Origin of the sequence: Acinetobacter sp. AOR01_HL, from assembly GCF_027855455.1 — a bacterium.
Lineage (GTDB): Bacteria > Pseudomonadota > Gammaproteobacteria > Pseudomonadales > Moraxellaceae > Acinetobacter > Acinetobacter baumannii.
Window position 1 is genome coordinate 176,808 of record NZ_JAKTIM010000038.1, and the last position, 13,216, is coordinate 190,023.

Sequence of the window (13,216 nt, forward strand, 5' to 3'; positions counted from 1 at the left end):
TTATACTGCCTCCGTGCTTAAAGTTTTATGCTCAATGCGTTTTTCAGGTGATGCATTTAATACAATGCGGTTCACATATATACCTGGTAAATGAATTTCATCCGGATCCAGTTCCCCAATTTCAACCACCTGTTCAACTTCTGCAATTGTAATTTTTCCAGCCATTGCGCATTCGGGATTAAAATTCTGTGCAGTTTTACGAAATACTAAATTACCTGCCTTGTCTGCCTTATATGCTTTAACAAGAGCTACATCAGCTGTTAAAGATTCTTCTAAAATGTAATTTTTGCCGTTAAAAATACGTTCTTCTTTACCTTCAGCAATGAGTGTACCTACACCAGTTTGTGTGTAAAATGCTGGAATTCCAGCACCTCCAGCACGTAACTTTTCAGCTAAGGTGCCTTGTGGGGTTAGTTCAACTTCTAATTCACCATTTAAATATTGGCGCTCGAATTCTTTATTTTCACCCACATAAGAAGAGATCATTTTTTTGATCTGTTTGGTTTGAAGCAATATACCTAAACCAAAATCATCTACACCTGCATTATTTGAAATACAAGTTAGACCAGTCACACCACTTTGCTTAACTGCAACAATTAGTTTTTCCGGAATTCCACACAAACCAAAACCACCAACAGCAAGTGTTTGATTGTCTGTAATTACATCTTTCAGTGCTGCCTCTGCGTTGGCATAAACTTTATTCATTCTGTTGTTTTCCTATATCCCTTAGTGTTTCTAGTTTTAGCATCACATTTTGTGTTATAGAAGTTAATTTTTTTAAATGATTAATAAGTATAATCAATGAATAATATCAAATTAAGTACAAAACTTAAGACGCATACAAGCTAAAAAATTTAAAAATCAATCTACAACATATTGAAACTTATAAAAATTAAAGAATTTAACTTATCCATAAGCTTAACTTATACTAAAAGACAATCTTTAATTTTTTAAAATTTATATTGAACCAGTGCCTCAATAAATTGAGCAGAAATATTTGAAATTTCAAAGTTCTTTTTATAAACAATTCCTACTGTTTTATGAATGGCTTCATCTTTTAAATCAATCAGTACGTTATGTTCTTTATCAATGTGTTTAGCAAAATGCCTTGGAATTGCACTTACTCCAATTCCATAAGCAACGAAACTTGAAAGAGATGAAATTTGGTGGCATTCAACTTTTAAATCTAGCGTTATATTATTTCGCAAACAATTTTGCTCAACTAAATATCGAACAATTGAGGGTTTTTGCAAGGTTACAAATGGATTTGAACAAAGCTCATGCCATGTAATAGAAGATGATTGAGCGAGTGGGTGACTCTTAGGTAATAGAGCTAAGAAGTCTTCTTCAAACAACGGTTTAAACTCTAAACCTTCGGTGAGATCAGGTTCAAAACAAATACCAAGCTCAAAAATACCATCTTGTACTTTTTCTATAATGGTCTCATTTGGAATATCGTGAATTGAAAAATTAAGATTGGGATGGACTGCTAAAAATTGATGAATCACCTCTGGCAAAATTGCATGAGTCACAAAGGGCATTGAGGCAATACTTAATGTTCCGCGATTGAGTTTAAAGCGCTGTTTAACATCGTTCTCCATTTCATCCCAATTGGCAAGGAGTTTTTTTGCATATGGAATGAGCGATTTGCCTTCTTGGGTAAGTTCAACACGGCGTGTATTACGGTTAAACAGTTTACCGCCTAATTCTTCCTCTAAGCTTTTGATGGTGAGACTTAAAGCAGATTGGCTGAGATGTAACTCTAAAGAAGCATTGGCATAGTTGAGTGTACGCGCAAGGGCCAAAAAAGCTTTTAGTTGTTTAAGCGTCATTTCTTTCCTTTAAATTACTCAACTTACCTAGAAGAGTAATTTATACGAAAATTTGCCTAATATGATGTTTTTTGACAAAAAATTATGAAAAAGCAAGTAGAGCTCAATGTGCTGAATTACTTTAGTAAATTTTTCTAGCTGAATTAATCAGTGTTTTTAGCAAAGTATGATGAAACGCAGGATCCAGCCGCTACTATTTGGAAATATCAGCTAAGGAAGGTTTAGGTTGCCAATTATTATTAATCTAATAAAATTTAGCTTTTTATTTTGTAATAATATTATGTCTTATACAACAGTACATATGCGTCATACGAGTAGTGGGTCAAGTAGTTCTAGAGATGCCAAAGATGTCTTTATATCTGGTTGCCGTAATGATTTTGATTTTAGTCAAATTACTCCTGAAAAAATCAGTAAATTAAGTAAAGAAAATCAAAATTATTTTCATAAATGTGATGATGCGATCAATAATAAATTGTCAGTAGATTCATTAGTTTATTACTCATCATTTATTTTACCTATTATTTGTATCCTTATTTTTATAAGAATAGGTAAAAAGCATTATCGAATTGCTGAAGAAAAAATTAAGAATGCAAAATACCCGGTAATTTTTGCTAGAAAACCAGAAAATAATCCCTCTAATTCAATGGAGATCGCACTAGTAATCGGTGGGGTACTGGCAGCGCTAATCTATATATTAATTTATATTGTTTATATTATTATAGTAGAAATTAAATATTAAAAGTACATAGTAGAAAATCTTTAGAGAGATAAAAAATTACCGCTATCTATTTTTTTTATTTCTTATAAAAAATTACTGATCTCAACTAATAAAATATTTTTTAAATTAATTTAAAAAATATATTATTCAATTGGCTTTATTAAATAATATAGAAACATTAATTTAATTTACTCAATAATTAATAAGTTTTATAAAACAATAATATTTTTTAATAATTAAATTTTACCAAGAGAGCCAAATAAGTGATTGTAATTTATTATGATTTAAAAATTTTAATAAATTACATTGTTTTTAAATATTTTAGTGATATTTTATTTTTAAGCTCATTTACCTATTACCACACATGGATATTGTGATTTTTATCATTATAGGTTTGGGATAACCTAAATATCTTTTGGTAATTTTATTGAACCTAATATCTATTCTTTAGGGAGAAAGAATATATGTGGGAATTATTTGTAATTCTACTTTCGCTTGGGCTGTTGATGTATACAGCTTACAAGGGCTTTTCTGTCATTCTCATGGCACCAATTTGTGCCTTACTTGCAGTTTTACTCATTAATCCAGCCAATGTTTTACCGTTTTATTCGGGTGTTTTTATGCCCAAAATGGTGAACTTTATTAAAGATTACTTTCTTGTGTTTTTGCTGGGGGCAATTTTCGGTAAAGTCGTTGAAATGTCAGGAATTGCTGAGTCTATTGCTAGAACCATTGTAAGATGGATTGGGGCAAAAAAAGCAATTTTAACGGTTGTATTACTAGGTGCAATTTTAACCTATAGCGGTGTAAGTTTATTTGTTGCTGTATTTGCAATTTATCCCTTTGCAAACCAGCTTTTTAGACAAGCGAATATTCCAAAACGTTTAATTCCAGGAACCATCGCGCTGGGTGCATTTACATTTACCATGGATGCATTGCCTGGTACACCACAAATTCAAAACGTAATTCCAACCACATTCTTTGGCACCAATATTTATGCCGCACCATTTCTAGGAATTATTGGTGCTATTTTTGTTCTATGCATGGGTTTGGCTTACTTAGAATGGCGTCGCCGAGCTGCTGCAAAAGCTGGCGAAGGTTTTTCGGGTTTTGGCGTAGACAATACACCATCTCAAGAAATTGAAGCCGATATGAACTTGCAAAATAATGGAAGTACGGCTCGTCAGTTTTTAGCGTTTGTGCCTCTCATTCTTGTTGCCGTAATGAACAAATATTTGTCTAAAGCAATCAAAGAGTGGTACCCAAATGGTTTTGATTTTGCCGCAGTTGGATTAGCGGATTACACCGTAGACGTTGCAAAAACTGGTGCGATCTGGGCAGTTGGTCTTGCGCTGATTGTCGGGATTATTACTGCAATTTTATTTGATTATCAACGTGTAGTGACGAACTTCAAAGAAGGCATTAATGCCAGTATTGGTGGCTCACTTTTAGCAGTGATGAATACCGCATCTGAGTATGGTTTCGGTGCAATTATTGCGTCATTACCGGGCTTTGCCATGATTAGTCATGCAATGAGCAGTACTTTTACAAATCCACTAGTCAATGGGGCTGTGACGACAACAGTTTTAGCAGGTATTACCGGTTCAGCTTCTGGTGGTATGAGTATCGCTTTAAGTGCGATGGCTGAACAATATAACGCCGCGATTTTAGCTGCGGGTATTCCACCAGAAGTCATGCACCGTGTGGTTGCAATGGCATCAGGCGGTATGGATACCTTACCGCACAATGGTGCTGTTATCACTTTACTCGCTGTTACAGGTTTAACTCATAAACAATCGTATAAAGATATTTTTGCAGTCACGGTAATTAAAACGTTAGCGGTATTTGTGGTCATTACGGTCTTTACCGTAACGGGTATTGTTTAAATCAGCACGTTATAAGTATTAAGGAGTAAATAAATGACAAAACTTTTAGACGGTAAAGTCGCTTTTATTACAGGTTCTGCAAGTGGTATCGGTCTAGAGATTGCTAAGAAATTTGCTCAAGAAGGTGCCAAAGTTGTCATTTCTGATATGAATGCCGAAAAGTGCCAAGAAACGGCGAGCTCACTTAAAGAGCAAGGTTTTGATGCCTTATCTGCACCATGTGATGTGACTGATGAAGATGCTTATAAACAAGCCATTGAGCTTACTCAAAAGACTTTTGGTACGGTTGATATCTTAATTAATAATGCTGGTTTCCAACATGTTGCGCCTATTGAAGAATTTCCAACGGCTGTTTTTCAAAAGTTAGTTCAAGTCATGTTAACTGGGGCATTTATTGGTATTAAACATGTTTTTCCAATCATGAAAGCTCAGAAATATGGTCGTATTATTAATATGGCTTCAATTAATGGCTTGATTGGTTTCGCTGGAAAGGCAGGTTATAACAGCGCTAAACATGGCGTAATTGGCCTAACAAAAGTTGCCACATTAGAATGTGCACGCGACGGTATTACGGTAAATGCTCTATGCCCGGGTTATGTAGATACACCATTGGTTCGTGGGCAAATTGCAGATTTGGCTAAAACCCGTAATGTAAGTTTAGACAGTGCACTTGAGGATGTAATTTTGGCAATGGTTCCTCAAAAGCGTTTGCTATCTGTTGAAGAAATCGCTGATTATGCAATTTTCCTTGCGAGTGAAAAAGCAGGTGGGGTAACAGGCCAAGCTGTCGTGATGGATGGCGGTTATACGGCCCAATAATTTAATTGTTTTATGAAAGCCGCTTATTTTATATAAGCGGTTTTTTACTCGTTAAAAATTTATGATTATCTACTGTTCAAAAGAATGCTTTATCTCTACTATAAGTTGTTATAAAAAACTAAGAAAATAAGTTCGTTAGGGTATAAATTTATACTTTAAAGGTATTTAACTTATTTCCATTTTTAAAATTTAATAGAGTATGAGAAAGTAATATTTACGCTATTTCCTGATTAGATATTTTCAGGAAAACTCGTCAATTAAAGGGTATTAATTGGCATACAAGTTGCTTTTTTAGCAATAAGTTTTAGCTAGGTGAAAAGGATATGATATCACTCAGCCAACAGATGGAACTCAATCATTATTCACGCAAAGCTGAATTTGCGCAGAATCTGATGTCCACAATTTGTGGTGAACACCGTCTAGACACAATTTACAAAGATAATCTCGATTTCCACTATGACGGAATGCGTTTGCCCAATAAAAAAATGGCAATCGGCACAATCAGTTATGGTGCAAACGTCGCTATCAACATCTCAAATTTAAAAGCTTATAGCATTAGTTTACCTATACAGGGGCGACAAGCTCTCAACATTCGTGGTGCACATTATCAATCTGATGAAAACAGAGGCCTAATTGTTTCAAATAATGATCAACAAGATCTGATTATCGATAAAGACTGTAGAAAATTTCAGGTGGTTATTCCTGAGCGAAGTATGCAGATTGTCCTTGCAGATTTACTGAATAAACCTATAGAAACGCCTATTATTTTTAACCCTGAAATGCACTTAGACTCTGAGCAACTGATTGGAGCGTGGTGGAAGAATATTCAGAATTTTTTACAGCTAAAATCGCAATATAGCAATTTTTATGGTTTACAGATGTTATCTGAAGACTATGAAAATTTTGTAATTAAAGCCTTACTATTATCTCAAGAAAACAACTACTCTGAAGCTTTAAAGTCACTCTCACATCAAGATGAGCCAGCTTATATTCGAAAGGTTCGTAATTTTATTATTGAACATGCTCACGAAGAAATCTGTGCAGAAGACTTGCAGCGTTTGGCTGGGGTTTCAAAATCAAAATTGTATGATGAATTTCAACAATACTACGGCACCAGCCCAATGTCGTATTTGAAAAAATATCGTCTTCAACAAATTTACAAAATCTTGAGCACTACAGGAGCAGATAAAAAGGTTTCTATTTCAAAGCTTGCGTATGACTGGGGCTTTAACCATTTAAGCCGTTTTTCTCAAGAATATCGTGAAGAATTTGGAGAAAACCCAAGTGAGACCAAAGGCAAAATTTTCTGATATTTAATTTTCCAAATAAAAAAACTGATTTAGGCAACTAAATCAGTTTTTTTATTTATCGATTAATATTTATAGACTTTCTTCGAGCTTTAACACTTGTTTGTGTTTAGATTTCTCATAAATTACTTTTAGGCTAAGTGCAATAAATGAGATGAAGGTTGGTATTGCTAGAATAAAGAAAATACCGCTTAAGCTTAGGTTGAAAGTGAAAATGAGCGAACCAAAGAAAGCGCCTAAAATTGCACCGATACGACCGATACCATGCATCCATGAAACACCAACCGCGCGGCATACTGCTGGATAGAACATAGCTGCAAGTGGCAGTAATGAAGACTGTGCACCAGCGAGTAAAGCACCAATTAAGAAAATAGTAAGACCCAATAAGAAAATATTGGAGCTCACCAAACCTGCAACAATGAATAGGACGAAAGCAATCAGATATGAATATTTAATCACTGTAGTTGGGTTCAGTTTATCCATGTACCATCCCATAATGGTTGCGCCAATTACACCACCAAAAGGGAAAATCGCAGCAATTAAACTAAACTGTTGGGTACTGAAACCTGCTGTTTTTAAAATCGTTGGCATCCAGCTTGTTAAAAGATAGAACACCAAAAGACTAGTAAAACAGCAGAGCCAAAGCATGCTTGAACCCCAAAGATATTTTCCTAAAACCACTTTAACCGGATTTTCATCTGATACAGTTTCTGCTTGAGTTAAAACAAGTTTTACAGGTTCTTGAAAAGAATGGCCTTGAATATTTTCTAATATAAGCTGTGCTTTATCTTGTTGATGACGTGTAATTAAGTATTGCGTTGATTCAGGTAATTTAAGCAACAAAGCAATCACTAAAATTAGGGGAATGCTTCCGCCAATAATAATCACTTTGGCCCAGCCATAGCTTTCTAATAGATAAGCTGACAACACGCCGCCACAAGAAATACCTAGCATAAATCCACAGCCAGCAAGACCTGTAAGGAATGCTTTACGTTTTACAGGCATATATTCTGAGACAATAGTACTGATATTTGGCATGGCCGCGCCTAGACCTACACCTGTAATAAAGCGATAAATCATTAAGTCTTGGGTTGAATTGGCAAAGCCGCATAAAATCGTAAATATGGAAAACAAGAGGCTGGTAAAAACAATAACGCCTTTACGGCCAAATTTATCGGCTAAGGGTCCCGAAATGATTGCACCGATCGACATACCAACTAAGGCTGCACTTAAAACTGGTGCAAGTTGAGGCTTGGTAATTCCCCAGTCATCTAGTAATGCAGGAGCAACAAAACCAATAATTCCTGTGTCTAGACCATCACAGAAAAAGACAAAAAAGCCTAGGATAAAAACCATCCACTGTAAGGGAGACAGTTTCTCACGGTTGATAATCGTGTTTGCATCTATCGTTTTCATATGTATTCCTTCTTAAAATTATTTAATTCCCTGAGTAATTCAATGTATTCGTTACAAAACCTGTGTCTTTGATTGAACTATTTTTAGCCAGTCTTCACTATCCAATAAGTCCTAATCTTCATCCATTTTTTCCAAATTAGATAAAAAGTATTAATTTCATTTTTAATTTATGTTTTTGAAATATAGATATTTCTTTGTTTTTAATTTTTATCCAGTTTGATTGATTTTGATAATTACGCAGAGATTGGATAGTGCTTGCAGCTTTTGGACAGTCTAAAAAAAATTTCAGATAGAAGATAAAGCCATAACAATGTCAGGAGTTGACACTATGGCTGGTCAAACCATTCAAATTAAAACTGCATCTGGAAAGCAGTTCAGTGCATATCTAGCGACACCAGAAACAGGAAAAGGACCTGGTGTGGTGCTTTGTCAGGAAATCTTTGGGGTGAATGCAGCAATGCGGGAAAAGGCAGATTTTCTTGCAGAAGAAGGCTATACCGTTTTAGTTCCTGATCTATTTTGGCGTGTAGCACCTAATATTGAACTCGGTTATACACCAGATGATTTTCAAAAAGCTTTTGAACTTTATCAGCAATATGACGAAAACCTTGGTGTTGAAGATATTCAAGACAGCTTAGCTTTTTTAAAGACACGACCAGAATGTGATACCTCTACAGGTCTCGGCGTGGTGGGCTATTGTTTAGGTGGAAAGCTAGCTTACTTGGCAGGCTGTCGACTTTCTGAAGTAGCATGTGCCGTAGGTTATTACGGTGTAGGTATTGAAAAAGCCTTAGATGAGTTAGCTAACGTAAAAGGACGTTTGGTTTTACATATTGCAGAACTGGACCAATTTACACCGCCAGATGCGAGACAAGTGATTGTCGATGCAGCTAACCAATATTCAAATGTACAAGCCTATATTTACGAAGGTGTTGATCATGCCTTTGCACGACCAAAAAGCAACCATTACCACAAACCTTCAGCACGCTTTGCTCACGAGCGTACAGTAACAGCTCTACATGAAACGATTGGACCGAAATATGACCTAGTCGCACTCTGGGAAGAGCATATCCGTCATGAGTTCGATACGCGTGACGTCCCCGCAACTATGGCAACAATGGTCGCAGAACCTTATGTCAACCATATTCCAACGTTAACTGGTGGGGTAGGCCAAAGCCAGCTTGCTCGTTTTTATCAGTATCACTTTGTTCATCAAAACCCGAAAGATATGAAGATCACTTCGATCTCTCGTACGGTTGGCTCAACGCAAGTGGTAGACGAATTCATTATGAGCTTTACACACGACGCTGAAATTGACTGGTTATTACCGGGTGTAAAACCAACTGGTAAATACGTCGAAATTCCAATGTTAGGTGTAATTCAGTTCAGAGGTTCAAAGCTGTGTCATGAACATATTTACTGGGACCAAGCATCGGTGCTCGTTCAAATTGGTTTATTAGACCCAACAGGCTTACCAGTTGCAGGTGTCGAGACAGCGCGAAAACTTCTTGATGAAGATCTTCCTTCCAATACGTTGATGCCATCTTGGTCAAGTAGTGAAGGCAAGCCAGTTAGTTAAGGAGGATCTGCAATGAATATAGATTTAAAAGGAAAAGTTGCTGTGGTGAGCGGCGGTGCAACACTGATTGGTAAAGCTGTTGTACAAGCCTTGGTGAGTGCAGGTGCTCATGTCGCTATCTTAGATATTGATGCCAAAGGTAAGGCGATTGCCGAAAGCTTTAACCATGACGTGATGTTTATTCAAACCGATTTAACCAGCGATGCGGCTATTCAACAAGCTGTGGCGGATATTCACCAACATTTAGGTGAAGTGAGTTACTTGGTCAATCTGGCATGTACCTACTTAGATGATGGTTTTAAATCCTCACGTCAGGACTGGTTACAAGCACTCGATCTTAATTTGGTCTCTACCGTTGAGCTGAGCCGTGCTTTATACCATGACCTTAAAAAGCAGCAAGGTTCAATCGTTAATTTTACTTCAATTTCGGCCAAAGTGGCACAAACAGGGCGTTGGTTATATCCGGTTTCTAAGGCCGCGATACGTCAACTCACCCAAAGCATGGCAATGGATTTTGCTGCCGATGGTATTCGCGTCAATTCGGTTTCTCCGGGTTGGACATGGTCTCGCGTCATTGCAGAAGTCAGTGGCAATAACCGTGAAAAAGCCGATAGCGTGGCAGCCGATTATCACTTACTAGGCCGATTGGGTCATCCCGAAGAAGTCGCCAATGTTGTTTTGTTTTTATTGTCACCTGCTGCGAGCTTTGTCACCGGAGCAGATTATGCGGTCGACGGTGGATATTCAGTGATGGGCCCTGAAGGATCACAGCCCGCTATTCCACGTTTAGCCGAATAGCACAGCGTTTTAAAAGCACATTTAGAAAATTATGGAGAATATTATGCGCCGTATTGCAATTGTTGGAGCAGGACAGTCTGGTTTACAGCTTGGTTTGGGATTATTAGATACAGGTTACGACGTAACCATGATTACTAACCGAACTGCCGATGAAATCCGTCAAGGTAAAGTCATGTCAAGCCAGTGTATGTTTCATACCGCTTTACAAACTGAACGTGACTTGGGACTAAATTTCTGGGAAGAACAATGTCCAGCCGTAGAAGGCATTGGGCTAGCTTTAGTGAACCCTGAAAATGGTGGTAAAGCATTTGAATGGAGCGCTCGTCTTGAGCGCTACGCTCAATCGGTCGATCAACGCGTCAAAATGCCATATTGGATGGAAGAATTTGAACGCCGTGGCGGTCGATTGGTGATTCAAGATGTAGGAATAGAAGAGTTAGAACAACTCGCAAACGACTACGAGCTTGTATTGCTCGCGGCTGGTAAAGGTGAAGTTGTTAAACAGTTTGAACGTGATGATGTACGAAGTGTTTTTGATAAACCGCAGCGCGCTTTGGCTTTGACCTACGTCAAAAACATGAAGCCAATTTCACCTTATTCACGTGTGACTTTTAACATTATTCCTGAAGTCGGGGAATACTTTTCATTTCCGGCACTGACCGTGAATGGGCCTTGCGACATTATGGTATTTGAAGGTATTCCAAATGGGCCAATGGACTGTTGGCAAGATGTGAAAACACCAGAACAGCACCTGCATTGTAGTCTGGACTTACTAAAGAAATTTGTGCCTTGGGAATATGAACGCTGCGCAAATGTTGAATTAACTGATGCTGGCGGTTATTTGGCAGGGCGTTTCCCGCCGACGGTACGTAAGCCCGTTTTAACCTTACCGTCTGGCAAAAAGATTTTTGGCATGGCAGATGCCTTAGTGGTCAATGATCCAATTACCGGTCAAGGCTCAAACAATGCGGCTAAGTGTAGCAAGATCTATTTTGATGCCATTTTAGCCAATGATAATCAAAGCTTTAGCGAACAATGGATGGTTCAAACTTTTGAACGCTATTGGGCTTATGCAGAAAAAGTCGTGGCTTGGACCAATAGCTTGTTATTACCACCAGAGCCTCATGTCGTTGAACTCCTAGCAGCTGCAAGCCAAAACCAGAGCATTGCTTCAATTATGGCCAATAACTTTGATGACCCGCGCGCTTTTGCTCCTTGGTGGTTTGATGCAGATCAGGCTCAGGCATTCTTAGCTTCAAAAACCGCAGCAAAAGTAGCCTAAGGTCAAAATATCAAAGGGAGCTTTAAAAATGGACACAATTGACACTTTAGCTTTACAAGCGATTAATGCCGAAAATCCAAGAGAAATTCGTAATTTGCTTGGTCAGTTTGCAACTGGCGTTACCGTGATTACAACTCGTGGTAAAGATGGCCGGAAAATAGGTATGACAGCCAATTCATTTTCATCTCTGTCATTAGATCCGCCATTAATTTTGTGGAGCCTTTCAAAAACGGCGCCAAGTTTGCCTGATTTTGTAGAAGCAGAATATTTTGCCATTCACATGTTGGCACAAGAGCATCATCAGCTTTCGGGGCATTTTGCTCGAGGTGCCGAAGACAAATTTGCAGGCATTGCCCATCAACAATGCAATGCTGGCGTTCCAATTTTGACTGATGCACTCGCAACCTTGGTTTGTCGCAATGTAAATCAGTATGAAGGCGGAGATCACCTGATTTTTATTGGTCAAATTGAACAATACCAACAGCGCCAAGGTGAACCATTGGTATTCCACGCAGGAAAGTATCGAATTGCCGCTGAGCATCCAGAATTAGCACATTAATTCACCACAATCACGATCAATCCGGTCGTGATTTTTTTTATAGGAAATAAGAAGATGAAAAGCACTTTAATTAAACATGGCTTTTTAGCAGGGACATTGTTAGGTTTGCCGTTGGTTACACATGCCTATGATTTACCGACCGTAAATTTAGGCATGACCAGCTTTCTCGATGGCGGATTACCTGCAGGGCCCGGCTGGTATGCTCAAACCTATTTTCAAAATTATGATAGCAATAAACTGGTTGATGCCAATGGACAAAAACTCGGTTTACCTAAAACAGATTTAAATTATCACGTACTGGTTGAGCAGATTAGTTATTTATCGAATGTCCGAGTAAAAGATAAAGCCAGCCTAGGTATGAATTTTTTAATTCCTTTTGTCAGTAAAATGGACATGGATGATGGCTTGAATAATGCTGCAATTAAAGCCCAAAGTGGCTTTGGGGACATTATGATCGGACCTTTTATTCAGTTCGATCCAGTTATGGGTGCACAAGGACCGAAGTTTGTACATCGTTTTGAGTTTCAAGTGAATTTACCTACTGGCGAATACGACCAGCAAAAAGATATTAATCCAAGTAATAATGCCGTTTCATTTGACCCTTATTGGGCTGCCACATATTGGTTTAATCCCAAATGGACTGCGTCAACACGTATCCATTATCTCTATAACTTTAAAAATGATGACCCAAGCTATGCGTTTGCAGGTGCAAATGATATGCAGGCAGGGCAAGTAATTCATGCAAACTTTGCAACAGACTATGCCATTACTGAACAGTTCCGTTTAGGACTAAATGGCTATTGGTTAAAACAAGTCACAGATACTGAAGTGGATGGTGAAAAAGTTAAAGGTCGACGTGAACAAGTGTGGGCAATTGGTCCGGGTGCGATGTATAGTTTTTCTAAAAATGATCACTTGGTTGCAAATGCCTATTTTGAGCAAGATGCTGAAAACCGCCCAGAAGGTACGCGACTACAAGTTCGTTATGTTCATCATTTCTAAGTCATAAAAAAAGCCTTT

Annotated in this window: 12 protein-coding genes; 9 read left to right on the forward strand and 3 right to left on the reverse strand. The window is 37.8% G+C overall.

The window, feature by feature from the left end:
- Complete coding sequence (locus MKL62_RS11870; protein ID WP_001045572.1) at nucleotides 1-705, reverse strand: CoA transferase subunit A; 705 nt, start codon at nucleotides 703-705, stop codon at nucleotides 1-3.
- A 245-nt stretch (nucleotides 706-950) separates the two neighbouring features.
- Nucleotides 951-1,832, reverse strand: a complete 882-nt coding sequence (locus tag MKL62_RS11875; protein ID WP_000172956.1) for a LysR family transcriptional regulator — start codon at nucleotides 1,830-1,832, stop codon at nucleotides 951-953.
- Between the two features lie 226 nt (nucleotides 1,833-2,058).
- Here MKL62_RS11875 and MKL62_RS11880 point away from each other — a divergent pair, with 226 nt between their 5' ends.
- The 4 genes from MKL62_RS11880 (at nucleotide 2,059) to MKL62_RS11895 (ending at nucleotide 6,565) form a co-directional block, all read left to right on the forward strand.
- Nucleotides 2,059-2,571, forward strand: coding sequence for a hypothetical protein (locus tag MKL62_RS11880; protein ID WP_001121559.1), 513 nt, complete (start codon nucleotides 2,059-2,061; stop codon nucleotides 2,569-2,571).
- A gap of 443 nt (nucleotides 2,572-3,014) precedes the next feature.
- Entirely contained in the window at nucleotides 3,015-4,436 is a 1,422-nt protein-coding gene (locus MKL62_RS11885) for a GntP family permease (RefSeq protein WP_000263722.1), read from the forward strand.
- A gap of 33 nt (nucleotides 4,437-4,469) precedes the next feature.
- Complete coding sequence (locus MKL62_RS11890; RefSeq protein ID WP_005128694.1) at nucleotides 4,470-5,255, forward strand: 3-hydroxybutyrate dehydrogenase; 786 nt, start codon at nucleotides 4,470-4,472, stop codon at nucleotides 5,253-5,255.
- 323 nt (nucleotides 5,256-5,578) lie between these two features.
- Complete coding sequence (locus MKL62_RS11895) at nucleotides 5,579-6,565, forward strand: AraC family transcriptional regulator (protein WP_001987950.1); 987 nt, start codon at nucleotides 5,579-5,581, stop codon at nucleotides 6,563-6,565.
- Between the two features lie 69 nt (nucleotides 6,566-6,634).
- Here the strand turns inward: MKL62_RS11895 and MKL62_RS11900 are convergent, their stop codons facing one another.
- Entirely contained in the window at nucleotides 6,635-7,978 is a 1,344-nt protein-coding gene (locus MKL62_RS11900) for an MFS transporter (RefSeq protein WP_005128693.1), read from the reverse strand.
- Nucleotides 7,979-8,306: 328 nt separating this feature from the next.
- Here MKL62_RS11900 and MKL62_RS11905 point away from each other — a divergent pair, with 328 nt between their 5' ends.
- Genes MKL62_RS11905 through MKL62_RS11925 form a run of 5 tightly spaced genes read left to right on the forward strand, consistent with a single transcriptional unit; the run spans nucleotide 8,307 to nucleotide 13,198 of the window.
- Nucleotides 8,307-9,557 (forward strand): dienelactone hydrolase family protein, encoded by a 1,251-nt coding sequence (locus tag MKL62_RS11905; RefSeq protein WP_005128692.1) that lies wholly within the window; start codon nucleotides 8,307-8,309, stop codon nucleotides 9,555-9,557.
- 12 nt (nucleotides 9,558-9,569) lie between these two features.
- On the forward strand, nucleotides 9,570-10,355 hold the full coding sequence (locus tag MKL62_RS11910; RefSeq protein ID WP_005128691.1) for an SDR family oxidoreductase: 786 nt from the start codon (nucleotides 9,570-9,572) through the stop codon (nucleotides 10,353-10,355).
- Between the two features lie 43 nt (nucleotides 10,356-10,398).
- Nucleotides 10,399-11,637, forward strand: coding sequence for a styrene monooxygenase/indole monooxygenase family protein (locus MKL62_RS11915; protein ID WP_005128690.1), 1,239 nt, complete (start codon nucleotides 10,399-10,401; stop codon nucleotides 11,635-11,637).
- Between the two features lie 28 nt (nucleotides 11,638-11,665).
- Nucleotides 11,666-12,196 carry a flavin reductase family protein gene (locus tag MKL62_RS11920; protein WP_000379602.1) on the forward strand — a complete coding sequence of 177 codons (531 nt, stop codon included), beginning with the start codon at nucleotides 11,666-11,668 and terminating at the stop codon, nucleotides 12,194-12,196.
- A gap of 54 nt (nucleotides 12,197-12,250) precedes the next feature.
- Entirely contained in the window at nucleotides 12,251-13,198 is a 948-nt protein-coding gene (locus tag MKL62_RS11925; protein WP_005128689.1) for a SphA family protein, read from the forward strand.
- Nucleotides 13,199-13,216 lie beyond the last annotated feature (18 nt).